Raw genomic sequence first — 26,609 nt, forward strand, 5'->3', positions numbered from 1 at the left:
TAAACTATTGCTTTAATAAAACACCATCTGCTTCAAAAGAAAACGTACGTTTTGGCGCTATAATAGCTGCAATTGCTTCTTCACTTTCTCCGCCGTCTTCTGCATAATGCCTTTGTTCTTCCACAGACACCTCTTTTACGTAAGCTTTTCCGTTTACAATAACTTCTTTTCCTGTAATATCTTTAGGCATAAAAAATCCGTAGTCTTTAAACTTAACCATAACCTGCTCTCCATTATCTAAATCTAATTTCATCCAACAGCCTTTAGATTGGCAAACCTCATCTACTTTTGCAATCATTTTAGTGTTTATGCTATCACCAACATTCATTGCTTTATAATGTTCTGCCATAGATTTTACTGCAATAGCATCGTCTGCAATAATTTCTTCTCCAAACGACTTGTAATTAACAGCCATTTCTTTAGCCACCTCAACAGCCTCTTCTTTTTTCGCTTCTTTACATGCTACAATACTGAAAACAACAGCTAGTGCCAATACTACTTTTCTCATATTACTATATTTTATTAAATTGGTTTTTACTACTTCAAAGATAGTATTTTAAGATGAAAAATCTGATTTCTTAATTCTTAATTCTGTACTTTTGCAATAGTAAAGACATACAATATTTTCATGAAAAACATCACTAAAGATCAAGTAGAAATTACAAAAGCTAAAAACTCTAAAATTGATAGTATCGATTTTAATGATCTTGCTTTTGGTCAAGTATTTTCAGATCACATGCTAACATGCGATTATAAGGATGGCAAATGGCAACAACCAAAAATTGAGCCTTTTGCACCTATTACATTAATGCCTTCTGCAAAGATTTTTCATTACGGACAATCTATTTTTGAAGGTATGAAAGCTTATAAAGATGCTAATGACGATGTACTTTTATTTCGCCCAACGGATAACGTAAAACGTTTAAACATTTCAGCAAAACGTTTATGTATTCCAGAAATTCCTGAAAACTATTTTATGGAAGGTTTAAAAGCCCTTTTAGACCTAGAAAAGGATTGGATTCCTACAAAAGAAGGAAGCTCTTTATACCTTAGACCTTTTATTTTTGCAACTGGAGAAGGTTTTCACGCATCTCCTGCAGACGAGTATAAATTTATTATTGCTTGTGCACCTTCTGGACCTTATTTTTCTGGAAAAGTAAAAGTTTTAATCGAAGAAACGTATTCGCGTTCTGCAAATGGTGGTGTTGGTTTTGCTAAAGCTGGTGGTAATTATGCTGGACAGTTTTACCCAACACAATTAGCTAAAGATAAAGGTTACCAACAGGTAATTTGGACAGACGACACGTCTCACGAATATATTGAAGAAGCTGGTGCAATGAATGTTTTTGTGCGTATTAACGACACATTAATCACTTCTCCTGTAAGTGATAGAATTCTTGATGGAATTACTAGAAAAAGTATTTTAGATATCGCTAAAGCGGAAGGCATAAACACCGAAGTAAGAAAAATTAAAGTTAGCGAACTTGTTGAAGCTGCTAAAGATGGAAGTTTAAAAGAAATTTTCGGTGCTGGAACAGCAGCTGTAATTTCTCCTATTTCTGGTTTTGGTTTTAGAGATTCAGATTTCGATTTACCAGAAATAGAAGATACTTATGCTAGTAAATTAAAAGCTCGTATTGTAGCAATACAAACTAATAAAACTGAAGATCCTTTTGGATGGAGAGTTAAAATTTAGTTTCTAAATTTTAAACAAAATAAATAGAGTTCTGTTTACAGCACGTATTCTTATAAGTAAAAAAGCAGTCTAGATTCTAGATCTTTTTTACTTTACATAACTATATATTTTACTTTTCTAAAATTTCTTTAATATTTGGTTTAAAATAGTTTGGGCCTTTTAAAACCTTACCATCTTCTCTATAAATTGGCTGTCCATCTTCTCCTAACTTACTCATATTACTGCGCTGGATTTCGTTAAAGACTTCCTCTATTTTATGCTGCATACCATGTTCTATAATGGTACCACATAAAATATAAAGCATATCTCCTAAAGCATCTGCCACTTCTACCAAATCGTTATTATTTGCAGCTTCTAAATACTCTTCGTTTTCTTCTTGCATTAAATTAAAACGCAACGTGTTTTTAGGTATTCCTAAGTCGGCTTTTGGAGCTTCTAAATGCCCTATTTTAAATGCTGTATGAAATGCTTTTACTGCTTCTATTTTATTTTTCATGTCTTCTTTTAGTTATTTTTTTTTATCTATTACTTTAAACATTCATCAAATTATATCCTAATTAATACTACTTTAATAAGGAATGTTACATTGAAAGCCATTTTTACTACTTCTATTCGTTATTTTTGCATAAAAATAATACTATGTTTAGTTCAGGACAATTAATATTCGCCATTTGTTTTTCAGTTGTGTTCATTTCTGCATTAATTTACACCTATAGAAAAGATCTAAAGCTGCATAAGCAGCATTACAAAGGCACCATTTGGGTATTAGTTGCGTTCATTTCCTTTATTGGACTTATAGCTACTATTAAATTTGTTTTTAAATAAAAAACTCATTCTTCAGCATAAAATACTGTAATTGCAGATATTTCGTAAATTTGAATGTGAGTAATTCCCTTATTAAAATATGAAAGCTTTAAAATATATTTTCTTCCTTATACTAATTACTATAATTGCCTTAGCAATTTACATAGCTGTGCAACCTAGCGAATTTTCTGTAACAAGAACACGCACAATTAATGCACCTGCAGCTGTAATTTATAAAAACGTAAATGATTTTAAAAACTGGAAATTTTGGTCCTCTTGGGCAGAAAAGAATCCAGACATGAAAATAACTTTACCAGAATTAACACAAGGCGAAGGTTCTAGTTATACATGGGAAGATAAAGATGGTATTGGTACAATGAAAACTATTGAAACAAACACCAATAAATCTATAGAACAAGTAATGCAGTTTGCAGACTTTCCATCGTCTGATGTTTCATGGAAATTTAAACCAAATGCAGATGGCTCAACAGATGTCTCTTGGAACATAACAGGTAAAGATTTACCATTCGGATTTAAAGCTTTTACTGCTTTTATGGGTGGCATGGAAAAGCAAATTGGTCCAGAATACGAACGTAGTTTAGAGAAACTTGATAGTATTGTTCTTTTAGGGATGAAAAAATATAGTATTGTTGTTGCTAAAGAAACAACACAACACAGTGGAGGATATTACATTTATAATACTGCTGCTACAACTCTAGACGATTTTAAAAGCAAAGTAGCTACAATGTTACCTGCAGTTGTAACTTATGCTCAAAAGAATAACATTACAATGGCTGGTGCGCCTTATGTATTATATCATAAATATGATGAAGAAAATAATGCTGTCATGTTTTCATGTTGTGTACCAACAACAGCCCGAGTAATTACTACAGGAGGCACTATTTTAACAGGACAATTAGCTCCTTTTAAAGCTGTAAAAACGACCTTAAATGGAGATTACAGCAACTTAAAAGAAGCTTGGGAAAAAGCAACAAAATCAATTCTAACTAGTGGTTTAGAACAAGACGAAAACGGACCAAATATTGAAGCTTACTTAAATACGCCAATAAACACTCCTAATCCTGCAGACTTAAAAACTGAAATTTATATTGCTGTAAAATAACTATGAAAAACGTATTACTTGTATTTATTGGTGGTGGTTTTGGTAGTGTACTGCGCTATTTACTTGGTAAGTTTTTAAATAATACCGAAAACGGAATACCTTACGGTACTTTTGCTGCCAACATTTTAGGAAGTTTACTAATAGGTATTATACTAGGTTTAGCGCTTAAAAACAATACGCTATCCCAAAATAGCACCTTATTATTAGCTACTGGTTTTTGTGGCGGATTTACCACTTTTTCAAGCTTCGCTTATGAGAATCATGTATTCTTAAAAGCTGGAGATTTTACAAGTTTTGCTATTTACACTATTGCCAGTTTTGTTATTGGATTTTTAGCTGTATTTGGCGGTATGTATTTAGCCAAAAGTTTTTAGTGCTTTGCATAAGCTTTAATTCCTGCTTCAATTTTTTCATCTATACTATTTCCTCTAGGTACGATTGGGCAAGAATACTTGTCGTTATAAGCACAATATGGGTTGTAGGCTTTATTAAAATCGACAACTAAATTAGCACCTTCTTCTGGTATGCGCAAATCAATATAGCGTCCACCTCCATAACTAGTATCTCCGTTGGTATCGTCTAAAAACGGTAGAAACAAATAATCTTCAAAACCTTCTTTCTCCATTAAATCCTGACCTTGATAAATATTTAAATCGTACACGTTGCCATTCAATTTAAAGGATAAAACACCATAAACACGCTCATTAGAAACGCGACTTGTAGTCGTTTTCATTTTAAACCATTTCGAATTTGGTGTTGTTTTTAATGTAGCAGTAACAACATAAGTAGAATCAAATTTAAAAAAATATAAGCCTTTAAAATCTTTTCTATCTTTATCTTTTAAAGGTGATTCTGACGCATCTTTAAAATCTGAATTCATTTCGCGTTGCCATTCTGTATCTCCTAAAAGTGGTTGCTTATCTTGAGCACAGCTTAAAGCTGAAACAAATAACACAAAAAGTATAATATGCTTTTTCATAATAGAATTGAGGTCTGTTAATTTTAATTATTTGGGTTGAATGATGGATTTAAACTAGGACTCATATTAGATTTATAAGACTGTAGCAAATCTAGAGATAATGCTTCGAAATTTTTGGCTTCAGATAATGTTTTAATCTTATCCGGATCAAAACGACCTTGCAAATAAAAAGCTGTCGCTTCTTTTTCATCACAATTAAAAAGAATAACATCGGTTAGTACATTACCATTTTCTTTAACCGAAATAATACGTGTGTTTTTAACCTGATTATCTCTAAACATATCCAGATATCCTGCACTTGTAACTGCATTCATTTCTGTTATTATTTGCTGCCTTCTAAAAGGCGAAACACTATTCAGTTTTATATATTTTACATCTTGAAGATTGCCTATAATATTTTTTGTTTCTGGTGACACCGAACTTAAAAGTGCTTTCATAACATTTGGAACCTGAAAAGAAGTAGCACCCAAATCTGTTTTATGAGTGTTATAAAAACCTTGAAAAGAAGCACTACTGCATGAAAAAAGCAACAAAAAAACACCAAACATTAAAATTGTTTTCTTCATAAAAAATATATTTATCTCGTTTCAAAAGTACAACTTTAAAAAAAATGTTTAGCTTTGGAGTCTTAAAACATAAATAAAAATGAATTTAGTCATTAGAAATTATAAACAATATACCTCTTGTAGAGTTACAAGTTGGGCTTGCTATATTTTATGATGATCTAAATATCAATTAATACAATATTAAAAGTCCAACTTCGTAGTTGGACTTTTTTAATTTAAGCCTATTACGAATTAAACTTTTAGTTAATGAAATAAACCGAAAACAAAAACCAACCAAACCATGAAAAAACTATATACTAACTACATCGATTCTTTTAAAGGCCTTTCTAAAGAAATATGGTGGCTCGCACTTATTACGTTAATCAATCGCGCTGGCACGATGGTTATTCCTTTTTTATCAATTTATTTAATTGAAGATTTAGGCATATCAAAAGGAAATGTAGGCTGGATTATGAGCTGTTTTGGTTTAGGTTCTCTTATTGGAACTTGGCTTGGCGGAAAACTAACAGACAAAATTGGTTACTACAAAATCATGGTTATTAGCCTTCTTGCCACAGGTTTTATATTTATTGGTTTGCAATATTTAACTACTTTTAAATCGCTTTGCCTTGGCGTTTTCTTAACCATGTGCGTGGCAGATATGTTTAGACCTGCATCATTTGTTGCTATGAGTTCCTATAGCAAACCCGAAAACAAAACAAGAAGTGTTACCCTTATTCGTTTAGCAATAAACTTAGGCTTTTCGGCAGGACCAGCTATTGGTGGATTAATAATTACGCATCTAAACTATTCCGGCCTATTTTGGGTCGATGGGATTACTTGCATTTTAGCAACTCTTGTTTTATTTTTTGTTTTAAATCCTGAAAAAGCTAAAATACAAGATGAATTTAAAATTGTAAATCCAGAATCAGCATATAAAGACAAGCCTTTTTTAATGTTCTTTATCGCTATGGTACTATTTTCTATTGTATTCTTTCAGTATTTTTCTGTTATACCAATCTACTATAGAGAAGTACATTTTTTAAGTGAATTACAAGTCGGACTTATTTTAGGAGCTAACGGTTTCTTTATTTTCCTTTTTGAAATGCCTTTAATTAAATGGTTAGAAAAAACGAAAAACACGAAAGTTGGTCTTATTCTATTTGGTTGTTTTTTAACTGGACTTAGTTTAATTGTATTAAATCTAACACAGTGGTCTGGAATTTTAATTGTTGGTATGTTTTTAATGACGGTTGGAGAAATGATAGCTTTCCCATTCGCTAATGCTTTTGCTTTAGATCGTGCAAAACGCGGTAATCAAGGTGAATTTATGGCTATGTATGCGATGGCATTTTCTGTAGGTAGTATTTTTGGACATAACACAGGCTTACATTTAGCCGAAGATGTAGGTTTTGATAACACTTGGTATATTATGAGTGTTCTGGCTATGGTAGGCGTTCTATTATTACTTGCTTTAAAACTATTTATGAAGAAAAAAACAACATAAAATGAACCTAAATCGAATTATGATTGCTACAAGAAAATCCGATTTGAAGAATTAAACAAGTTTCTGTTTTATTAAAACTCTTACTGTTTCATCAAAAAAATTAAAGATTTCAACCGCAAACCTTACAATCCTCTTTTTCTTGTATTTCACCAACCAAAATACCTTTGTCGTTTTCTACAAAACCGCAACAGTCTTTAAAACCTTGTGCTACCATTTTTCTAGCACGTTGAATTTGAGATTTCACTGTTGGTAAACTAACATGTAATTGGTCTGCGACCTCAGCTTGTTTTAAGCCTTTAATATCCGATAGAAATAATGGGTCTCTATACTTTTTAGGTAAACTTTTAATAATGCCGTATAAACATTCCTTTTCTGTATGTACAGAGGCTTCTATAAACGTTTCTGTTTCAGAATTAGCAACCTCAAAAGTTTGGTTTGTAGCTTTAAAATGGTCTAAAACCGAATATCTAGCAATAGAGAATACCCATGCTTTTATTTTAGATTCATCTTTAAGCGTATCTAATTTTGTGTGAATTTTAATAAAAGTATCTTGTAGAATATCGTCTGTAACGGCAGCATCTTTTACCATACTTAAAATAAAATGTTTTAAGTCTTGAGAATAATTTTGCCAAACGTGTTGTGTCGTCATAGTTTTAAATGAGTCGGTTTAAAAGCGTAAACCTTTAAACCGACTTTTATTTTAACAGTTACAATTAGTACATGTGCAGTTATCGCAAGTACAGTTTTTACAGTTTCCTTTAGAGCAACCTTCGCAGTTGCAAGTACATTCTTTATTTTTCATGATATTGATATTTAGTGTTCATATAATAGACGTAGAAATTATAAAAAAGATGCATTATTTAATATTTATTTTTAAGATTGTATTAAAAATCAATAGTTCTTCAAATAAAACCAAGCAAACAACACATACCCATTCTAACGATAAAAATCTAATCCACCAAAACCTCTGCCTCATGTTCTATAGGGAAATTACAAGAATTAGCTATAAAACACAAACTATTAGCTTCTTTATGTAAACTAAGCGCTAGTGCTTTATTAGTTTCACCTTTTATAGTTACTATAGGTTTTAAGCGTACTATTTTAAAACTACCATTTCCTGTCATTTCTACCTCCAAATCTGCTTCTGCACTATCTGTATAACTCAATACTTCAATTTTATGTTGTGCGCAAACGTATAAATAAGACATCATATGACAAGAAGCTAAAGCAGACAATAATAAATCTTCCGGATTATATAACGCATCGTCACCTCTAAATGGTTTTGCCGCCGACACTTTTAGCGGCGTTGTTTTATTAGCAATTACAACACTGTGATTTCTACTAAAAGTTCTTGGGTTATTGGTGTTTTCACCTTCGTTTATTGTCCAGTTTATATTTGCTTTAAAAGTGTGATTGATAGACATGTTGATATTTTTAAGATTAAAAAAAAGTTCAATTGAAACGCTTTTTTTTGTTATTTATTTAGACTCTTCGCTTTCTTCACAATGACAAATAGTTTTATAACGTTTTATTTTTTTTCAAAAACGAAAAAATCATTAATTGAGATAAGCGATTAACTCACTTTTAGTGAAAAACGAAAAATGGTTCTCTGCTTACATGTTTCTGCGATACTGTCCACCAACTTCAAATAACGAAGCCGTAATTTCACCAAGAGAACACACTTTACAAACCTCCATTAAAGCCTCAAAAATATTTTCATTCTTAATAGCTTTCTGTTGTAATTCTTTTAGCATCTCACTTGTATCATTTGCTTGATGTAAATGTTCTAATGTTTTAATCTGGAACTGCTTTTCTTCTTCCGTAGCTCTAATAACTTCCTTAGGAACAACCGTTGGAGATCCTTTAGAACTCAAGAATGTATTTACACCTATAATTGGGAACTCTCCATTATGTTTCAATGTTTCATAATACAGACTTTCTTCTTGAATTTTAGAACGCTGGTACATGGTTTCCATTGCTCCTAAAACGCCACCTCTTTCTGTAATTCTGTCAAACTCTGTTAGTACAGCTGCTTCGACTAAATCGGTTAATTCTTCAATAATAAAAGAACCTTGTATTGGGTTTTCATTTTTAGCTAAACCTAATTCCTTATTTATAATTAACTGTATTGCCATTGCACGACGTACAGATTCTTCTGTAGGTGTTGTAATAGCTTCGTCGTAAGCGTTTGTATGTAACGAGTTACAGTTATCGTAAATAGCATATAATGCTTGTAATGTTGTACGAATGTCGTTAAAATCTATCTCCTGAGCGTGTAAACTTCTACCAGACGTTTGAATGTGATATTTAAGCATTTGCGCTCTAGAATTAGCGCCATATTTATGCTTTAATGCTTTAGACCAAATCTTACGTGCTACACGACCAATTACTGAATATTCTGGATCGATACCATTCGAGAAAAAGAATGATAAGTTTGGTCCAAACTTATTAATATCCATGCCGCGACTTAAATAGTATTCCACGTAAGTGAAACCATTAGATAAAGTCAGCGCTAATTGTGTAATTGGGTTTGCACCTGCTTCTGCAATATGGTATCCAGAAATTGAAACCGAATAAAAGTTACGCACATTATTCTCTATAAAATATTCTTGCACGTCACCCATTAAACGCAATGCAAATTCTGTAGAGAAAATACATGTATTTTGCGCTTGATCTTCTTTTAAAATATCTGCTTGAACCGTTCCTCTAACCTGAGCAATCGTGTTCTTTTTAATTTCGGCATAAACGTCTGCAGGTAATACTAAATCTCCAGTAACACCTAATAACATTAAACCTAAACCATTGTTACTCTCTGGCAAATCGCCATTATAACTTGGTCTTTCATTATCTTTATAAATTTTAGCAATTTTTGCTTCTACTTCTTTTTCTAATCCGTTTTCTGTAATGTACAATTCGCATTGTTGGTCTATGGCAGCATTCATAAAAAAGCCTAATAACATAGGTGCAGGACCATTAATTGTCATACTTACCGAAGTCATTACATGTGCTAAATTGAAACCAGAGTATAGTTTTTTAGCATCGTCTAAACAACAAATACTAACACCTGCATTACCAATTTTACCGTAGATATCCGGACGTAAATCTGGATCGTTTCCGTATAAAGTTACACTATCGAAAGCCGTAGACAAACGTTTTGCTGGTAAACCTGCACTTACATAATGAAAACGTCTGTTTGTACGTTCTGGACCACCTTCTCCTGCAAACATTCTTGCTGGATCTTCTCCTGTACGTTTAAAAGGATATAATCCTGAAGTGTACGGAAACTCTCCAGGTACATTTTCTTGTAAACACCATTTTAAAATATCTCCCCAAGCCTCGTACTTTGGTAAAGCTACCTTTGGAATATCACTTTGCGATAATGATTTCGTATGTGTTTCTATTTTAATCTCCTTATCTCTAACTTTAAAAGTATAGATAGGGTTTTTATATTTATTTACTTTTTCTGACCAACCTGTAATGACTTCCCAATTGTAAGGATCTAAGTTTAGTTTTACACGGTCGAATTCCCCAACAAGTAATCTTACAAAGTCTTTATTTTCTTCAGTAGCATTCAAAGATTCTGAAGCAATACCTGCTTTATCTAATTCTGGCTTTGATTCTAAAACAGATTCTAATGTTTTATAGATACCAAAAAGTCTTTGTGCAACTTCAACTTGAGTTTTTGCTGTTTTATCGTATGCACGATTACTTTCTGCAATTTCAGATAAATAACGTGTTCTACTTGGTGGAATAACAAAAATCTTTTCGCTCATTTCTTTAGAAATCTCGAAAGTAGATTTTAAAACACTATCTGTTTTCTCTACCAACTTATCCATTATCGCCTTATAAAGCGTGTTCATTCCTGGATCGTTAAATTGAGACGCTATCGTACCAAAAACAGGCAAATCATCTTGATGCACATCCCAAAGATGATTATTACGCATGTATTGTTTTTTCACATCACGCAACGCATCTAAAGAACCTCGTTTATCGAATTTATTTATGGCTACTAAATCTGCAAAATCTAGCATATCAATTTTCTCTAATTGCGTAGCTGCTCCAAATTCTGGTGTCATAACATATAAAGCAACATCACTGTGCTCCATAATTTCTGTATCAGATTGCCCAATACCAGAAGTTTCAAGAATAATTAAATCGTATTCGGCAGCTTTTAAAACCTGTACCGCTTCATTTACATATTTAGATAATGCTAAGTTACTTTGGCGTGTTGCCAAACTACGCATGTATACTCGTGGTGAGTTTATAGCATTCATTCTAATTCTATCGCCTAAAAGTGCTCCTCCAGTTTTACGTTTTGAAGGATCTACAGACACTAAACCAACCGTTTTTTCTGGGAAGTCGATTAAAAATCTACGCACTAGCTCGTCTACTAAAGACGATTTTCCAGAACCACCTGTTCCTGTTATACCTAAAACTGGTGTTTTAGAGCTTTCATTTTTTTTATGAATATCTTCTAAAGCGTTTTTTGCTACTTCTGGAAAGTTTTCAGCCGAAGAAATAACTCTCGCTATTGCTTTTGGATTTTTAGTAGGAAGCATTTCTACTTCGTTACTTAATGTATCGCCAATGGCAAAGTCTGATTGTTGAACCAAATCGTTAATCATACCTTGTAATCCCATTTCACGTCCATCATCTGGAGAGTAAATTCGTGAAATACCGTAATCCATTAATTCCTTAATTTCCGAAGGTAAAATAACACCTCCTCCTCCACCGAAGATTTTAATATGTTCCGCACCTCTTTCTTTTAAAAGATCGTACATGTATTTAAAATACTCGTTATGTCCACCTTGATAAGAGGTTAAGCAAATAGCATTTGCATCTTCTTGAATGGCTGTATTTACAACCTCGTCGACACTTCTATCGTGTCCTAAATGGATAACCTCAACTCCTGTAGATTGTATAATGCGTCGCATAATATTTATGGAGGCATCATGGCCATCAAACAAGGCTGCTGCTGTTACTATTCTAACTTTATATTTTGGTTTGTATGGTGTTGCTTGTATCATTCTTAAAAAATAATCGGATTTGAACCTGCAATTTACGGAATATTCAAAAAATTTGGTATAAAATCTACAATTATCTAAAAATTTTAATCAACAATTTAAACTACCCTTTTTACACTACTTTAGTATGGTCAATAGTCATCGTGTTTCCAAAAGAATGGCAAAGAAAGAACTAATTTCTATGAAAAAAATAACATTACAAATACACTGTAAAGACCAATCTGGAATCATTGCAACAGTCACAAATTTTATCGCCAACAATAACGGAAACATTGTTTACATAGACCAACATGTTGATAGAGAGCAAGACATCTTTTTTATGCGTTTAGAAAGTGAATTTACTTCGTTCTCGATGGAAGGCTTTACTCTTAATTTTAAAACAGAATTAGCAGAACGCTTTAATATGAAATGGCGTATTTATAATGCTGAAGAAAAACCAAAAATGGCATTGTTTGTGTCTAAGTACGACCATTGTTTATACGATTTATTAGGACGTTATAATTCTGGTGAATTAAATTTAGAAATCCCTTTTATTATTAGTAATCACAATACCTTAAAACCTATTGCAGATAGTTTTAATATTCCGTTTTATCATATTCCGGTTACAAAAGACACTAAAGCAGAAGCTGAAGTACAACAATTAAAGCTTTGTGAAACGCATGGTATAGATTTTATAGTTTTAGCACGCTACATGCAAATTGTATCAAGCAAAATCATTAGTAAATTCCCTAATAAGGTTATAAACATTCACCATTCATTTTTACCTGCTTTTGTTGGTGCAAAACCTTATCATTCGGCCTACAAACGTGGTGTTAAAATTATCGGAGCTACTAGTCATTATGTAACCGAAGAACTAGATGCTGGACCAATTATAGAACAAGACGTGGAGCGTGTGTCTCACACTTATACTATTGAAGACTTAATAGCAAAAGGTCGTGATTTAGAACGCGTTGTATTAGCAAACGCTATTAAATTACATATTAAACGCAAAGTGATGGTCTTTAATAACAAAACGGTTATTTTCTCATAAAAAACCTTGTAAAAAACGAATGTTATTCTTTCATTAAAAAAAATAAAAAAACATCGCAATTTTTATTATAAAAACGCATCTTAATAATAAGTACCTTTACACCTTAAAATTAAAAATTATGAAAAAAATAGTTGCATTTATTATGCTTTTAAACTTAACTGCTTGTGCAGAATTACAACAAGTTGTTAACCAACTTCCAACAGGAACAGGAACAACATCTGCTCTTGATATTGCAGGAGGATTACGTGAAGCCTTAGATTTAGGAATAGATAAACAGGTAAGTAAACTAACGCTTGAGGATGGTTTTTACAAAAATGAATTAGTAAAAATATTATTACCAGAAGAATTGCAAAAAGTAGATTCTGCATTGAGAAAAATTGGTTTAAGCAGTTTAGCTGATGAAGGCTTAAAAGTATTAAATCGTGCTGCAGAAGATGCTGTTAGTGAGGCTACACCTATTTTTGTTAACGCCGTAAAAGGTATTACTTTTACTGATGCTAAAGATATTTTATTAGGTAACAAAGATGCTGCTACTCAATATTTAAATACAAAAACACAAACTGAGCTTTACGCAAAATTTAATCCTGTTATTAAAACTAGTTTTTCTAAAGTTGGAGCAGACGAAATCTGGTCTAATTTAATTACAAGGTATAACGCGATTCCTTTTACTAGTGATGTTAATCCTGATTTAACAGACTATGTAACTACTCAAGCTTTAAGCGGTGTTTATAAAATGATAGCTGTTGAAGAATTAGAAATTAGAGAAAAAGTAGGATCTAGAACTACTGCTTTATTACAAAAAGTTTTTGCTTTACAGGATTAAAAGCAACCCTTACGAAATCTACACCTATTAGTAATGTTTAGATAAAGTTTAGTTAACATATAAAATTAGTAATTACTATACTTTTGTGGCTCAAGTTTAAAACTCCATATTTACTTGAGTTAGTTAGTTTAGTAAAATAAAATTAAAGCCAATCTTATAAACGGGATTGGCTTTTTACTTGGTTTCAAAAACAATATAGCTCATAACTTGCTTATTATCAATATTTAATGTATTTTTATTAACTAACCCCAAGTTAAAAATGAGCAGAAAAGACCTATTAATATCGCATCAACAAATATTAGACCAACGCTATAAGCAATTAGTTGAAGAGGCTTACAACCTTAAACAAACCGATCATGCACTTAGCGATGATTCTGAGTATAAAGCAATGAAATTGTTCTGTAAATTAAATAAGATTAAATTTTTATCTCTTGACAATTCGCAGTGTACTGCTTAAAATTATTTTTTTTCCTTTTTAAGAACATCCAAGTAAGAAATCTACTCGTATTTAAATTAAAAGGAACTATGAGTAAACATTTTTGTAAAGTCGGAAAAATAAGACCTAATTTAAATAAAATTTTTGGATTAAATGCTTTGAAAGAAAAGGCTATTCAGTCTTTTTACGTCATTCATAATAAGAAGTATCCTAAAGGCTTTGACGTAGCGACTTAAAGTAACTAAATGCCTTTATAAGTCTTGAACCATACCAAGAGAACATTTCTCCATCTACAAACATTGTTTTAATATGAGTAGATGTGTTAACAATTTCTAAAGCATGCTCTTCTTTAAACGGATAAGGTTCGCTAGATAATAACACTATTTCTGGACCGTCCTCTAAACGCAATTTATTCAATTCAATTTCAGGATAACGTTCTAGATTACTATAGATATTTTCAAATTTATTTAATGCTAATAAATGATTTATAAACGTGCCATTTCCTGCCACCATCCAAGGATTTCGCCATATAAAGTAAGCCGCTTTTATAGTGGGTTTGTCTTTTATAAATGATTTAAAATCTTTTAAACTAAAGTTGATTTTATCTGAAATTGCTTGAGCTTCTTTTTGCTTGTTGAAGATTTCTCCATATTGGATAATGACTTCTATACAATCTACTATTGTAAAGATATCTGACACGTGAGTTGTACAGATAGCTTCACAAGCTTCTACTATATCTTTAGTGTTCTCTTCTTTATTGCAGAGAATTATATCTGGATTTAACGCCTTAATTTTATCTATATTAATTTGCTTGGTGCCTCCAACTACTTGTTTTGTGCTTTTATAATGAATTGGGTGTATGCAGAATTTAGTGATACCAACTACAGAATCTTCTAAACCCAAGTCATGGAGTAATTCTGTTTGAGAAGGCACTAACGAGACAATACGTTTTGGAGTTGATTCTAGCTCTATAAGTCTTCCTATTTGGTCTTTATGTTTCATCTATAAGGTTGCTTCGCTTTGCTCGCAATGACAAAGATAAAAAAACCTTTGTAGCTATAGCAAACTACAATGGTTTATAAAAAAGAACTGACTAAAACTATTTTTATTTTTTTATAATCTTCTCTACTTTCACTCCTGTTTCGCTTTGTATTTTAATAAAATACACTCCACTTGCTCTACTAGACAAGTCTAGCTTCACTTCTTGACTTGAGTTTAATTTTGTTTGCAAAACTCGACCTGACACATCGAATAACGATACTGATTTTATATTATCTTTAGCTGAGATTAGTACTACATCTCTTACTGGATTTGGATAGATTGACACTGTTTCATCAACATCAAACTCTGTAGTACTCAATACAGCATAGGTTGTATTGGCATTATTTGTTTCTATTGGGAAATTATAATCGAAAAATATTTCTGCATTTTTAGTTACGGTATCGCCTATTTGTACAGCTTCTTGAGATTGTACTTTTAATAAAATATTTCCATGCCCTCCAGAAGACAAGTAAATAGATTCGAATATAATTTCTACTTTATTTCCCGTTTGTTTTACATAAACATCATGAGAACTACTCATTACACGCAATGTTGAAACATCGAACATTGTTGGATCTATTTCTGTGGCTACAACAATATTTTGTGCAGGAAAATTACCTGTGTTTTCGAAATTAATTATATAGTGTAAATACTCTCCTATTTCTGTTGGATCTACTATATCTCCTTCTAAGCAAGTTATATCGTTTGGGTCGTAACTTCCAACTACTATTTGTTTATAACCAAAAGTATTATCACCTGGTATTTCGTCTCCTGTTATTGGATTAATTTGTACTGAAAAAAGCAACTCATCATCAATATTAATTGCTGGTATTTCTTGTGGACTATTTACGTTTAATGTTACGTAAATACTTCTGCTTTCAAAAGGTAATAAATCTATATAATTCCAGCTTAGTAATCCTGTGGTTTCTGTTAATGGTGCTTCTGTTGCGCTTATATAATCTAAAACAGTCTCATCATAATTAAAAACAAAATCTCCAGATAGCGTTTGGTTACCTTTGTTTTTGTAGGTAATAATGTATTCTGCATCAAAACCTGGTCGTGCAGGAATGGTTGGAGCCATTACAATTTCTACGTCGTTATGTACTCCATTTGCTGTAATGCAAAAGTCCTGTGTTGTAATGTTGTTGTATGTGTCAGGAAAGTTTACTGTTGCATCTATTGGTGTTGCATTAAAGAATGTTGGGTTTTCAAATTCTGGCGTTATTATAAAATCTCCACCTTCTGTGTAGAAGCTATATTCTCCTATATCATTCGTAAAAGTAGCTCCTGTATTTGAGCCATCGTTAATATTTAGTTTTAAATTTGGAAACACCAAATTGCTAGCATTACAACCGTTGGTGTCAATGTCAAAAGTTGCTATTCCATTTATTGTATTAAAATCTCCTCCAGGCATAAAGGAGCAATACGTATTTACATGAGCAGGTAATAAATCTGCTTGAATTAATTGATTATATGATAATATCTCAGATTCGTCAGCACAAATAAATTGTAAACTAATTAAACCTGAAGGAGTAAAAGTGTAAACATCATTTACACCATTTTTTGAATTAACAGTTTCTAATGCTTGATTTCCTACAAAAAAACTCAATATTAAACTTGAATTTAGGCTAAAATCTAAATTCAAAATATTGTTATAAGAACAATCTACAAACTTTAATAAAGGCAAACTGGAAGGATCAAATAAAATAATAGAATTTTGAGAAACATTCAAATATTGCAAATTACTAAATGCTTCTAATCCTTCTAAAGAATTAATATTCAAATTATCTAATACTAAACCTGTTATTAATAAAGCTTCTGATTCTTGAATTTCTCCGTCATTATTAAGATCAACACCTGTTGCCGAAAAAGTAGGAGTCCCTCCAAAAGTAGAAGTAAAAATACTATACTCCCCATATGTATAATCAAAATTTTCCGTAGTAGAGATGCTACTATTATTTAGTAATTCCGCTTTAAAATTAACATCAGGAATATTTACTATCCCATCACTAGGGCTGCAAAAAAAGAGATCTATATTATTTTCATCTATTATATATGTATCTGTTACTTGCATCACCGGAGTGCCATTTGGTTTTACACCATTAATAGCAACAGTATTAGTAATAATCCCAGTAGTTACATCATCTTGAGTTACCGTATAATTAGGACCTGTAAATATCCATTGTTCCGATGTACTTAATAAATTATCGTTGTTAGTATCTCCTCCTGTAAAGTTGCAAATTCCAGTTATATCTCCTCCTAATAAATCATCTGTAATTGAAATATTGTTGATTGACAAATTACCAATATTAGTTACAGTAAAGCTATATGTAACTTCATTCCCAACACTTAAACACGTACCTCCATTTGCATTAATTGCCGACTTAACAACAGTAAAACTAGCATCGCTACACAAAGTTACATCACTATTGCCCTCAGCATCAACTACATATATATCTATTCCTTGCACTGCCGTTGTGTTATCAGGCTCTAAACCATCTACTGTTACACTATTAACAATGGCACCATTATCAAGATCTCCTGAATTTACTATATAATTAGGCGCTGTATAGACCCATGTTTCAGAAGTATCTAATAATGCATCGTTATTAAGATCACCTGTATATGGTAATGAAGCAGTAATATCACCTCCTAACAAATCACTAGTAACAGTTATTGAATTAATTACTTGCGTACCCACATTAGTAACTGTAATCGTATAAGTGATTTCATCTCCAACACCAACACACATACTACTAGAAGATACTGATTCCACAACATTAATAGCACCTCCTGTATAATTATTAATGGTGTCTGAATTGATAATATTAGGACTAAAAAAAGCTATTATACTACTTAGTAAAAAAATATATGTTCTCATGGTTAATTAGTTTTATTTTTTTTAGCAAATTAGTATTCAATGGTTTTGACTTAGAATTCGATTTTTAAATATATTAATCCATTTTATCAGATTGCTTCGTATGCTCGATTACAATCGAAGCTCCTTGCAATGACGTTAGTTATTTAAGACAACTTCCATTTGTTGCTGTAAATCTTTTGCTTTAGTTGCAGCTGCTTGCGCAAAATCTTTTTCTGTTGAAGCATAAATAATTCCTCTTGAAGAATTTATTAATAAACCTACATTTTCACTCATTCCATATTTACAGACATCTTGCAAGTTTCCGCCTTGTGCTCCAACACCAGGAACTAATAAAAAGTTATTTGGAATTATTTTTCTAATATCTGCAAAATACTCTGCTTTTGTTGCCCCAACTACATACATCAAATTTTCAGAGTTTTTCCAACTTTTAGAAGTCTCTAAAACCTGCTTATATAACTCTTTACCTTCGACTGTTTTTGTTTGAAAATCGAAAGCACCTTCGTTAGACGTTAACGCCAACATAATAGTGTGCTTGTTTTTAAAGGCAAGAAAAGGCTCTACTGAGTCTTTTCCCATATATGGTGCTACTGTAACACTATCGAATGCTAAGTCTTCTAGAAAAGCTTTAGCATACATTGTACTTGTATTACCAATGTCTCCACGTTTTGCATCTGCAATAGTAAAAATCTCTGGATGGTTAGTATTTAAATACTTAATTGTTTTTTCTAATGCTTGCCAACCTTTAATACCATAAGCTTCGTAGAATGCTGTGTTTGGTTTATAAGCTACACATAAATGATGCGTTGCATCTATTATTGCTTTATTGAATTCGAAAATAGGATCTTCTAATTCTAATAAATGTTTTGGTATTTTATTTAAATCGACATCTAACCCAATACATAGGAAAGAGTTCTTTTTTTTAATTTGTACTGTAAGTTCTTGTGTTGTCATGCTCTAAAATTATGGATTCTGCATAGTGCGCAGAAGGACAAATATTTTCAAATTTAAAAAATAAAAAAGCCTCTAAAAAAGAGGCTTAAAATTTATAATATATCGCTATTGGCCTTTAACTTTTCAGTATTGTCAGCCAACATTAATTCATCTAATATTTTTTGAATATCTCCATTTACAATGTTCTGTAAATCGTATAGTGTTAATCCTATTCTATGATCCGTTACACGACCTTGAGAATAGTTATAAGTTCTAATTTTAGCACTTCTGTCTCCAGAGGTTACCATTGTTCCTCTTAAAGCTGCATCTTCTTCGTTCTTTTTAGCTAATTCTAAATCGTATAAACGCGAACGTAATACTTTAAAGGCTTTTTCTTTATTTTTATGCTGCGATTTTTGATCTTGACACTGTGCCACTAATCCTGTTGGAATATGCGTTAAACGTACTGCTGAATAGGTTGTGTTTACAGATTGCCCTCCTGGACCTGAAGAACAAAAGAAATCTACTCTTACATCTTTTGCTTCTACAACTACATCAAACTCTTCGGCTTCTGGAAAAACCATTACTGTTGCTGCACTTGTATGTACACGACCTTGAGTCTCTGTTTGTGGTACACGTTGCACACGGTGTACACCTGCTTCAAATTTTAAAGTTCCGTAAACATCCTCTCCAGAAACTTCAAATTGAATTTCTTTAAAACCACCATTTGTACCTTCACTATAATCTACAGTATCGACTTTCCATCCTCTACCTTCACAGTACCTACTGTACATTCTAAATAAATCTCCTGCAAAAATACTTGCTTCGTCTCCACCTGCTCCTGCGCGTAATTCTACAACTGCATTCTTAGCATCTTGAGGATCTTTAGGTATTAAGAGTACTTTTATTTCTTCTTCTAATAAAGGAATTTCTGTTTTAGCTTCGTCGTATTGCATTTTAGCCATGTCTACCATTTCGGCATCACTACCATCTGCAATTATTTCTTCAGCTTCAGCTAAATTATTTGTCTGCTCTATATATAACTCACGTTTATCCATTAATAAACGTAAACTTTTGTATTCTCTAGTTAACTCAACATAAGTTTTTTGATCTGAAATAATATCTGGCTGAATGATTAAATCACTCACCTCATCAAAACGTTGTTTTACTATTTGTAATTTATCTAACATAAATGTTTTTGCGTTATTTAGCAAAAATACGATAAATAATCAATAATAATAAACCGTTTTTGATACTGAATTTTGTTCTCTTTTCTTGATTTCTAACATTACGTAGTTTACCCAAGTTAAAAAGGCTGAAATTGAAAAAAACCGTTCTAAATAATATAACGATTTTACCTCTAGAAAATAACCACAAAACATTGCTATATCACCAAAAGCGAAACAAAATGTTGCAAACAAAAACAACGTTGAACGCAAGTGAAATCTATTAAAATTATAATTTGCAGAACAAACGCACATTATAATCATTACGATGCTTGGAAACATAAAAAAAACTCTATCAACTAAACCAAATCTTGAAACATCTACAGAAGACACTAGCAAATAAATTAAATACACGTTTAACAATGCGATGATTGAAAAAATTAAAATCATGGCATAATTCTTAGTTTTAATCGTGATCTTTTTTATCACTAAACTGCATAATAGACCAAATATAATTGCCCGAATTACTATTGCTATTTTTGTTACTATTGGTTCTTCTACAAAAAATGTAAGCATATCGAAAACAACAAACAAAAGCATAATAATTGTCGCTCTTTTATGCTTATAGCAACCTATATAAAAGTAAGCAAGTGTAAAAATTATTGATGTAATTATTGTATGAATTACATAAACATCGAATGACATCTCTAAGACAGTGTAAATACCAGTTAAAAATAGAATAACTGCTATAGAATATAATAGCTTTTGATAATACAAGATTAAATAGGTTATGATTTAGGCTTGTGAAGATAGTAATAATAATTATTTCCTACAGCAAGGCCATCCTCACATTTACAAATGTTAATTAACGTTTAAAATAATTCGCTACAGTTTGCGTTATAAATAAACTATGTTAAACCAATTTCGCGCTATACTATTTTACTATAAATCTATTGCCTTATGGTCCTTTGCTGCTACTATTCTTATAACTATTTATAGTCCAGAAATAGTTAGTGCTTTATTGACCAAATTATTTTTAATGGTTTTATTTTTGTTAATGATTAATGATAGGAGTATGCGAAGAAAATTAAAATTTTATAAGATGGCAGGAACATCTAACTTGAAGCTTGTTTTTATGTTATACATTATAGATTGCTTTTTTACTTGTAGTTTTCTATTATTAATACAAGGCTTTATTTAAAAAGAGAAAAACATAAATCCTAAAAAAAATATAAAGCACGTTCTAAATAGAAAAAAGAATACAATCTATACGAATATCATACAAAAACGCTTTAATCTATAAAATGGATATATAGTTATAAATCCATAGTAACACCTACTCCTAGAATTTGTTTCCACTGTAATCTAGCACCTCTATCCACAAACACATCTACAACAGTAGTTTCTTGCTGCGTTTTTATATCATTATCATACCTAATATGGGATCCTAAAGTTGCCTTTACATAATCGTTAACCTTAAAGTCGAGCACAACTTCCCAATCAACATCAATGTTGCCAAAACTATTAAGATAATCTGTATATAAACTAAATTGATTTCTAAGGTATATATTTTCAAACACTTCTGCTTCAAAGGCATTTGTAATTAAAACACCCATTTCTGTTCTAGCATTTTCTCCCTTTTTTATTCTATTTTGAAACTCATCGTATTCTGCTGCTTGAACACCAAAAGAGCCTGCATCTGCCAAATCTTGATCTAAAACAAACGTTCCCTTAAAGGTTAAAGGAGAGAGGTAAAAAGATAATTTTTCAAGATTTTTACCATACTCAACGCCTCCTCCGATAAATAAATATCCTGGAGCCATAAAACGCGAAATTGGATTATCTCTATTTGGATATGTATAACCGTTAGAATATTGTGTTTTAAAATTAAATCTCCCTGAATAATACCAATTGGTTAAAGTATCTTTTCTATAACCTATAGTCGAAATTAATTCTAATTCGTCTTCTGTTTTCCTTAACCTTTGACTTTCCTGTTTATTAACACCATAGCGCGTTCTAACCGAGCTTTTCCAAATAAGGTTTTCTCTTTTATATCTTAAACTTGATACCAATTTCAAAAGAGCAGAAACAGAATTACTTCCACCTGCATTCCAATTAACAAAAGTAACCTCATTGATATCTAAACCTGCTGTACTTTTCTGAACCCACTTTACAGTATCTAAAACCTTGACAACAGAGTCTTGAGCTTTTACAAATTGGAACGAGAGAATAACTAAAACTATTAAACAAAATCTCATTTTATACTACTTTAAAAATTAAAAAACATTAGTAAATAAACGTGCCAAATTCACTATTTATTGTAAGTTTTTTATCTTCCGAAGTTTCCACTCGACCAACAACCTGAGCATTAACATTATATGATTTAGAAATTAAAATAATCTCTTCTGCAATTTCTGGAGAAACATAAAGTTCCATTCTGTGTCCACAGTTAAATACTTGATACATTTCTTTCCAATCTGTTTTAGACTGTTCTTGTATTAATTTGAATAAAGGCGGAATTGGAAATAAATTATCTTTTACAATATGTAAATTGTCTATAAAATGAAGAATTTTTGTTTGTGCTCCACCAGAACAATGTACCATTCCGTGTAGCGTCTCAGAATTAAATTTTGATAAAATTTCTTTTATAATTGGAGCATACGTTCTTGTTGGGGACAAGACTAATTTGCCTGCATCTATTGGACTGTTTTCTACTTTATCTGTTAATTTAACCTGTCCAGAATACACAAGATCCTCTGGAACTGCTGCATCAAAACTTTCTGGATATTTTTTTGCTAGGTAGTTATCAAACACATCATGTCGTGCGGAAGTTAAGCCATTACTTCCCATACCTCCATTATACTCTTTCTCGTAAGTGGCCTGACCAAAACTCTCTAAACCAACTATTACGTCTCCAGCTTTTATGTTTGCATTATCGACAACATCACTACGTTTCATTCTAGCAGTAACTGTAGAATCTACAATTATTGTACGTACTAAATCTCCAACATCTGCAGTTTCGCCTCCAGTAGAATGTATAGTTACTCCAAAGGTTTTTAAATCTTGAATAAGCTCTTCGGTTCCATTAATAATTGCAGATAATACTTCTCCTGTAATTAAATTTTTATTTCTACCTATAGTTGATGACAGCATAATATTATCTGTAGCACCAACACAAAGTAAATCGTCGATATTCATTATTAGAGCATCTTGAGCGATACCTTTCCATACTGAAACATCTCCAGTTTCTTTCCAATACATATATGCTAAAGCACTTTTTGTTCCTGCTCCATCTGCATGCATGATTAAGCAATAATCATCGTCTCCTGTAAGGTAATCTGGTACAATTTTACAGAATGCCTTTGGGAACAAGCCTTTATCTATGTTTTTTATTGCATTGTGCACATCTTCTTTTGATGCTGAAACACCTCTTTGACTGTAACGTTTACTTATTTCCGAGCTCATAGTTATGTATTGAAAAGCAAAGATAGTTGTAAATAAAAAGCACACAAATTATTTGTGTGCTTCTTATAATAAAGTTTTTAAATATTATAATTTAATCCCAATCTGGCATTGATGCAGCTGTAAAAAGTTCTACTTCCTGTGTTGATGTTCCAAATTGATACTTAAGAATGCGCGGAATACCATCTATACTACTACTTGATCTTGTAAAAATAAAGCCACCTTCATTTGGCGCGAATTTAACATCTAAATCGTTTTCTCCAATTAAAACATCAGTATCTACCTGTGTATTTGTTGAAGCATTGATATCATAAATAAAAACTCGACTTTGAAACTGTCTATAATTTGGATTTTGACTACCTGATAAATCTCTGGTATAAACAACCTGATTACCATTTGCGGTTATATCTATTCCTCCTAATGCTCCAGGCAATCCTTCGACTATTACAGTTTCTTCGGTTTCAGTAGATAATCTTACTGTAAAAATTCGAGCATTATAACCATCTACTGTATTTGTTTTTAAAATTACCAAATCATTATCAAAAACTACACTTTCTACCTCTGAGATAAATGACCCATCTGTAGTTGCAAATAAAGGAACTCCTCCTCCACTACCATCTGGATTTATATCATACAACTTATCAAAATAAGGGTAATACAATTTACTACCATTTTGCGCCCAACAAAAATCCACATGATCAAATCTAAAGCCAGCAACTGGAATAGTATTAGTAACTTGTGTTTTATTCGAACCATCTGTATTCATAGTAAATATTTGCGTATTTCCTCCTTCCGCAGTTCTTAAATAGGCTATTTTATTTGTTATTGCATTTGTTCTAGGTCTAAAACTGTTATTAGTTTCACTAGTTAACTTTAACAAACTTACATCAACTTCATCGTCTCCAGAATCACTAACACCCTCATCTCCAGAATAAACAACACTATTCCCATTTTCTTCTTTTACAAAAACAAAAGAGTTATTTGGCGCAGTAATAGTTGTAAATTGGCTAATTGAAGAACTTACTTCTTCATTTGTGTCATCACTAACTTTTACTTGCCAAAAATATGTAGTAGATAATTGCAGATTACTAGCTAAATAAAAAGTATCCTGCTCTGTTTCAAATAACTCAATTTCATTGGTGCTTCCATTTCTTAATTCTAAAGTATAAGATAACTCGTCGTTAGCATCAGGATCGCTAGACTCCCAAGTAAACTCAACTTCTAAATCTGCTTCAGTCACTAAATCCTCAGGAAATACTAAAATTGGTATCGCTGGTGATTGATTATTTGCATTGGAAGTAATTAATTCGAATGAAACAACAGCAGCAGTATTTTCTAAAACTGTAACAGATTCAAAAGCTGTAACAAATCCATCTAACTCTGCTTGCACTGCATAAGTTTCCACCAAAGCATTATTTATAAAAAAATAACCTTCTTCATCTGAAAAAACTGTACTTGTTACTGGATTTGTAGATATTTTTACATTTTGTAAAGGTGAATTTGTACCACTTGAAACTACTTTACCATTAATGGTTCCGATTCTTACGCCATCAATTTGTTCTTCACTACATGTTGTAATAACTAACACTAATAATAAAAGACTGACTAAAAATTTTATTGTTTTCATTGTTGTTAGATTTGTTTAATTGTCTTCTTCATTTACATCATTACTTTTCTCAGCTTCTTTTTGTGCTCTTTTCTTCTGTAATTCCTTATTTATATTGGACTTTTTAATCTCTTTTAATTCTCGTTTTTGTTCACGTGCTTTAACACGTTCTAAATCTTTTTTTGTATTATAACTGCCAATATACAGGTTTAAACCAATTCCAAATCTTAAATACATATCATCTTTAGCCCCTCTTTCTAAATCATCAACTAAATCACTAAACACAAAGTTATTTTCTAAATAGCCAGTAATTCCAATACGTTCAGTGACTAAGTATTCTAAACCTGCTCCAACTTGTAATTTAGGGTTAATATTATTAAAATCGTTTGAAATATTTGTTCCTCCACCAGCATAAACAAAAGGTGTAAATTTATCATAAGGTAAAACTGTATATTCTACATTAGCGTCTATAGACACAAAACTTTTATTTAAAATCCCTTGATTTGATAAGTTAAATTTATTTGCATTTAAACTGAGGTTAAAGTGAGAGTTTAAATAACGTTTATATCCTAACCGAGAATTTAATTCAAACTCTGGGTTTATATAATCTCCGTTTATTTTAGCTGCCCCAATTGATGCATGAATTACATTATCTGTTCTTCTTTTAAATTGAAATCTATTAAACAACTCTGTTACATTTGCTGCTTCTTTTTCATCTTTATAATTTAAAACAAGTTTATTATCTTCTTCTATACCAGCTTTAGTAGACCAATATCCATCTTGAATTCCTTCAACAATTAAATCATGTACAGCTTTTTCTATAGCATCTTTAACGGCCAATTGTACTGGTTCGTTTTGAGTGAAACCTGTTTCTGCTTCTAACAGTTTTTGAAATTTAACAAAACGAAATAAACTAACATCAACAGCTTGAGATAATATTGTTTTAGAAACATAAATTGTTTTTAAAATCTCACCATTTTTAGTTGAAATAGCCCGTAAGTATACAGTTATTCTATCTTGTCTATATCTTGTAGATCCTCCTACTCCAAAATATCGAACTCCAGCTCCTCCTGTTACTATGTTGGTGTCGTAAGAAATTATACCTCCTTCAAGTAGCAATCCTGCGTAAAGCAGTGGCTCTATAGGTGGTTCATTTGGATTAAGACCTTTTACATACTCTTGCTTTGTAGAGCGTATAATATTCCGCTCGGTAGATAAGTTATTAAAATTCTCTCTCTCTAGAGGAATAAAATATCCTGAATCTCCAAGTGCCTTAATAAGCATAGTTGTAGCTCCTTGAGTTACAGCTGTGCTAAATGTACTCCCATTTTCAACCGCTTTATACTGTCCTGTTTGGTCACTAAAATTATAAACAGCTACCTCAAGAGGAACCTTTGCTGGGGGAAGGTTTAATAATATGCTAGTAGACTGAGAAAATTCTCCAATTCTCGATGGTTGCTGAGAAAAGGGTTGATTAAAATATGTTCCACATGAACTTAAGCATAAATTAATAACAAATAATACTACGATTTTTTTATAATCTATCATAAAAGGTT

22 protein-coding genes are annotated in these 26,609 nt (G+C 31.6%); 7 read left to right on the forward strand and 15 right to left on the reverse strand.

From position 1 onward, the window contains the following. Positions 1-4: 4 nt before the first annotated feature. Entirely contained in the window at positions 5-508 is a 504-nt protein-coding gene (locus ASC44_RS05480) for a DUF4920 domain-containing protein (RefSeq protein ID WP_055446621.1), read from the reverse strand. A 120-nt stretch (positions 509-628) separates the two neighbouring features. On the opposite strand from ASC44_RS05480, the gene ASC44_RS05485 reads away from it, so the two are divergent. Beyond that, positions 629-1,696 carry a branched-chain amino acid aminotransferase gene (locus ASC44_RS05485; protein WP_055446622.1) on the forward strand — a complete coding sequence of 356 codons (1,068 nt, stop codon included), beginning with the start codon at positions 629-631 and terminating at the stop codon, positions 1,694-1,696. 109 nt (positions 1,697-1,805) lie between these two features. On the opposite strand, the gene ASC44_RS05490 is transcribed toward ASC44_RS05485, so the two are convergent. Then, the gene (locus tag ASC44_RS05490) at positions 1,806-2,192 is read right to left on the reverse strand and encodes a pyrophosphohydrolase domain-containing protein (RefSeq protein ID WP_055446623.1); all 387 of its coding nucleotides are present in this window, start codon (positions 2,190-2,192) and stop codon (positions 1,806-1,808) included. Positions 2,193-2,600: 408 nt separating this feature from the next. Between ASC44_RS05490 and ASC44_RS05500 the strand changes: the two genes are divergently transcribed. Beyond that, positions 2,601-3,623 carry an SRPBCC family protein gene (locus ASC44_RS05500; RefSeq protein WP_055446625.1) on the forward strand — a complete coding sequence of 341 codons (1,023 nt, stop codon included), beginning with the start codon at positions 2,601-2,603 and terminating at the stop codon, positions 3,621-3,623. A gap of 2 nt (positions 3,624-3,625) precedes the next feature. Next, positions 3,626-3,997: a fluoride efflux transporter CrcB gene (gene crcB, locus ASC44_RS05505; protein WP_055446626.1), complete on the forward strand. Its 372-nt coding sequence runs from the start codon at positions 3,626-3,628 to the stop codon at positions 3,995-3,997. Here the strand turns inward: crcB and ASC44_RS05510 are convergent. Further along, positions 3,994-4,602, reverse strand: a complete 609-nt coding sequence (locus tag ASC44_RS05510) for a DUF1684 domain-containing protein (RefSeq protein WP_055446627.1) — start codon at positions 4,600-4,602, stop codon at positions 3,994-3,996. The genes crcB and ASC44_RS05510 overlap by 4 nt on opposite strands. A gap of 23 nt (positions 4,603-4,625) precedes the next feature. Further along, positions 4,626-5,168: a DUF4252 domain-containing protein gene (locus ASC44_RS05515; protein WP_055446628.1), complete on the reverse strand. Its 543-nt coding sequence runs from the start codon at positions 5,166-5,168 to the stop codon at positions 4,626-4,628. Positions 5,169-5,448: 280 nt separating this feature from the next. Here ASC44_RS05515 and ASC44_RS05520 point away from each other — a divergent pair, with 280 nt between their 5' ends. Next, positions 5,449-6,654 carry an MDR family MFS transporter gene (locus ASC44_RS05520; RefSeq protein WP_055446629.1) on the forward strand — a complete coding sequence of 402 codons (1,206 nt, stop codon included), beginning with the start codon at positions 5,449-5,451 and terminating at the stop codon, positions 6,652-6,654. Between the two features lie 109 nt (positions 6,655-6,763). Here ASC44_RS05520 and ASC44_RS05525 read toward each other — a convergent pair whose 3' ends face one another. The 3 genes from ASC44_RS05525 to ASC44_RS05535 all read right to left on the reverse strand — a co-directional run bounded on the left by ASC44_RS05525 (position 6,764) and on the right by ASC44_RS05535 (position 11,681). Beyond that, on the reverse strand, positions 6,764-7,303 hold the full coding sequence (locus ASC44_RS05525; RefSeq protein WP_055446630.1) for a sigma-70 family RNA polymerase sigma factor: 540 nt from the start codon (positions 7,301-7,303) through the stop codon (positions 6,764-6,766). A 301-nt stretch (positions 7,304-7,604) separates the two neighbouring features. After that, positions 7,605-8,078, reverse strand: a complete 474-nt coding sequence (locus ASC44_RS05530) for an OsmC family protein (RefSeq protein ID WP_055446631.1) — start codon at positions 8,076-8,078, stop codon at positions 7,605-7,607. Between the two features lie 189 nt (positions 8,079-8,267). Continuing rightward, positions 8,268-11,681, reverse strand: a complete 3,414-nt coding sequence (locus tag ASC44_RS05535; RefSeq protein ID WP_055446632.1) for a methylmalonyl-CoA mutase family protein — start codon at positions 11,679-11,681, stop codon at positions 8,268-8,270. A 178-nt stretch (positions 11,682-11,859) separates the two neighbouring features. Between ASC44_RS05535 and purU the strand changes: the two genes are divergently transcribed. From purU to ASC44_RS05550, 3 genes are all read left to right on the forward strand, one after another. Beyond that, a complete protein-coding gene (gene purU, locus ASC44_RS05540) occupies positions 11,860-12,708 on the forward strand; it encodes a formyltetrahydrofolate deformylase (RefSeq protein WP_055446676.1) in 849 nt (282 codons plus the stop codon). Between the two features lie 118 nt (positions 12,709-12,826). Beyond that, complete coding sequence (locus ASC44_RS05545; protein ID WP_055446633.1) at positions 12,827-13,531, forward strand: DUF4197 domain-containing protein; 705 nt, start codon at positions 12,827-12,829, stop codon at positions 13,529-13,531. Between the two features lie 259 nt (positions 13,532-13,790). Continuing rightward, positions 13,791-13,988, forward strand: coding sequence for a Lacal_2735 family protein (locus tag ASC44_RS05550; RefSeq protein ID WP_055446634.1), 198 nt, complete (start codon positions 13,791-13,793; stop codon positions 13,986-13,988). A 189-nt stretch (positions 13,989-14,177) separates the two neighbouring features. Here ASC44_RS05550 and ASC44_RS05555 read toward each other — a convergent pair whose 3' ends face one another. The 8 genes from ASC44_RS05555 to ASC44_RS05600 all read right to left on the reverse strand — a co-directional run bounded on the left by ASC44_RS05555 (position 14,178) and on the right by ASC44_RS05600 (position 26,601). After that, positions 14,178-14,969: an ABC transporter substrate-binding protein gene (locus ASC44_RS05555; RefSeq protein ID WP_055446635.1), complete on the reverse strand. Its 792-nt coding sequence runs from the start codon at positions 14,967-14,969 to the stop codon at positions 14,178-14,180. 103 nt (positions 14,970-15,072) lie between these two features. Continuing rightward, the gene (locus ASC44_RS05560; RefSeq protein ID WP_055446636.1) at positions 15,073-17,889 is read right to left on the reverse strand and encodes a DUF7619 domain-containing protein; all 2,817 of its coding nucleotides are present in this window, start codon (positions 17,887-17,889) and stop codon (positions 15,073-15,075) included. Between the two features lie 135 nt (positions 17,890-18,024). Then, positions 18,025-18,840, reverse strand: coding sequence for an orotidine-5'-phosphate decarboxylase (gene pyrF, locus ASC44_RS05565; RefSeq protein WP_055446637.1), 816 nt, complete (start codon positions 18,838-18,840; stop codon positions 18,025-18,027). A 92-nt stretch (positions 18,841-18,932) separates the two neighbouring features. Beyond that, the gene (gene prfA, locus ASC44_RS05570) at positions 18,933-20,009 is read right to left on the reverse strand and encodes a peptide chain release factor 1 (RefSeq protein ID WP_055446638.1); all 1,077 of its coding nucleotides are present in this window, start codon (positions 20,007-20,009) and stop codon (positions 18,933-18,935) included. 1,292 nt (positions 20,010-21,301) lie between these two features. Then, positions 21,302-22,243, reverse strand: a complete 942-nt coding sequence (locus ASC44_RS05585) for a DUF3078 domain-containing protein (RefSeq protein WP_055446641.1) — start codon at positions 22,241-22,243, stop codon at positions 21,302-21,304. A 28-nt stretch (positions 22,244-22,271) separates the two neighbouring features. After that, complete coding sequence (locus ASC44_RS05590; RefSeq protein ID WP_055446642.1) at positions 22,272-23,450, reverse strand: AIR synthase related protein; 1,179 nt, start codon at positions 23,448-23,450, stop codon at positions 22,272-22,274. A gap of 91 nt (positions 23,451-23,541) precedes the next feature. Continuing rightward, positions 23,542-25,074 carry a carboxypeptidase regulatory-like domain-containing protein gene (locus ASC44_RS05595; protein WP_055446643.1) on the reverse strand — a complete coding sequence of 511 codons (1,533 nt, stop codon included), beginning with the start codon at positions 25,072-25,074 and terminating at the stop codon, positions 23,542-23,544. 15 nt (positions 25,075-25,089) lie between these two features. Next, complete coding sequence (locus ASC44_RS05600) at positions 25,090-26,601, reverse strand: CsgG/HfaB family protein (RefSeq protein ID WP_055446644.1); 1,512 nt, start codon at positions 26,599-26,601, stop codon at positions 25,090-25,092. Positions 26,602-26,609 lie beyond the last annotated feature (8 nt).

This window comes from Lacinutrix mariniflava, from assembly GCF_001418015.1.
Classification (GTDB): domain Bacteria; phylum Bacteroidota; class Bacteroidia; order Flavobacteriales; family Flavobacteriaceae; genus Lacinutrix; species Lacinutrix mariniflava.

What these genes read in the sequence shown, in the direction of transcription:
- ASC44_RS05480 (WP_055446621.1), bottom strand. Translation starts at nt 508, where the DNA reads ATGAGAAAAGTAGTATTGGCACTAGCTGTTGTTTTCAGTATTGTAGCA.
- ASC44_RS05485 (WP_055446622.1), top strand. Translation starts at nt 629, where the DNA reads ATGAAAAACATCACTAAAGATCAAGTAGAAATTACAAAAGCTAAAAAC.
- ASC44_RS05490 (WP_055446623.1), bottom strand. Translation starts at nt 2,192, where the DNA reads ATGAAAAATAAAATAGAAGCAGTAAAAGCATTTCATACAGCATTTAAA.
- ASC44_RS05500 (WP_055446625.1), top strand. Translation starts at nt 2,601, where the DNA reads ATGAAAGCTTTAAAATATATTTTCTTCCTTATACTAATTACTATAATT.
- crcB (WP_055446626.1), top strand. Translation starts at nt 3,626, where the DNA reads ATGAAAAACGTATTACTTGTATTTATTGGTGGTGGTTTTGGTAGTGTA.
- ASC44_RS05510 (WP_055446627.1), bottom strand. Translation starts at nt 4,602, where the DNA reads ATGAAAAAGCATATTATACTTTTTGTGTTATTTGTTTCAGCTTTAAGC.
- ASC44_RS05515 (WP_055446628.1), bottom strand. Translation starts at nt 5,168, where the DNA reads ATGAAGAAAACAATTTTAATGTTTGGTGTTTTTTTGTTGCTTTTTTCA.
- ASC44_RS05520 (WP_055446629.1), top strand. Translation starts at nt 5,449, where the DNA reads ATGAAAAAACTATATACTAACTACATCGATTCTTTTAAAGGCCTTTCT.
- ASC44_RS05525 (WP_055446630.1), bottom strand. Translation starts at nt 7,303, where the DNA reads ATGACGACACAACACGTTTGGCAAAATTATTCTCAAGACTTAAAACAT.
- ASC44_RS05530 (WP_055446631.1), bottom strand. Translation starts at nt 8,078, where the DNA reads ATGTCTATCAATCACACTTTTAAAGCAAATATAAACTGGACAATAAAC.
- ASC44_RS05535 (WP_055446632.1), bottom strand. Translation starts at nt 11,681, where the DNA reads ATGATACAAGCAACACCATACAAACCAAAATATAAAGTTAGAATAGTA.
- purU (WP_055446676.1), top strand. Translation starts at nt 11,860, where the DNA reads ATGAAAAAAATAACATTACAAATACACTGTAAAGACCAATCTGGAATC.
- ASC44_RS05545 (WP_055446633.1), top strand. Translation starts at nt 12,827, where the DNA reads ATGAAAAAAATAGTTGCATTTATTATGCTTTTAAACTTAACTGCTTGT.
- ASC44_RS05550 (WP_055446634.1), top strand. Translation starts at nt 13,791, where the DNA reads ATGAGCAGAAAAGACCTATTAATATCGCATCAACAAATATTAGACCAA.
- ASC44_RS05555 (WP_055446635.1), bottom strand. Translation starts at nt 14,969, where the DNA reads ATGAAACATAAAGACCAAATAGGAAGACTTATAGAGCTAGAATCAACT.
- ASC44_RS05560 (WP_055446636.1), bottom strand. Translation starts at nt 17,889, where the DNA reads ATGAGAACATATATTTTTTTACTAAGTAGTATAATAGCTTTTTTTAGT.
- pyrF (WP_055446637.1), bottom strand. Translation starts at nt 18,840, where the DNA reads ATGACAACACAAGAACTTACAGTACAAATTAAAAAAAAGAACTCTTTC.
- prfA (WP_055446638.1), bottom strand. Translation starts at nt 20,009, where the DNA reads ATGTTAGATAAATTACAAATAGTAAAACAACGTTTTGATGAGGTGAGT.
- ASC44_RS05585 (WP_055446641.1), bottom strand. Translation starts at nt 22,243, where the DNA reads ATGAGATTTTGTTTAATAGTTTTAGTTATTCTCTCGTTCCAATTTGTA.
- ASC44_RS05590 (WP_055446642.1), bottom strand. Translation starts at nt 23,450, where the DNA reads ATGAGCTCGGAAATAAGTAAACGTTACAGTCAAAGAGGTGTTTCAGCA.
- ASC44_RS05595 (WP_055446643.1), bottom strand. Translation starts at nt 25,074, where the DNA reads ATGAAAACAATAAAATTTTTAGTCAGTCTTTTATTATTAGTGTTAGTT.
- ASC44_RS05600 (WP_055446644.1), bottom strand. Translation starts at nt 26,601, where the DNA reads ATGATAGATTATAAAAAAATCGTAGTATTATTTGTTATTAATTTATGC.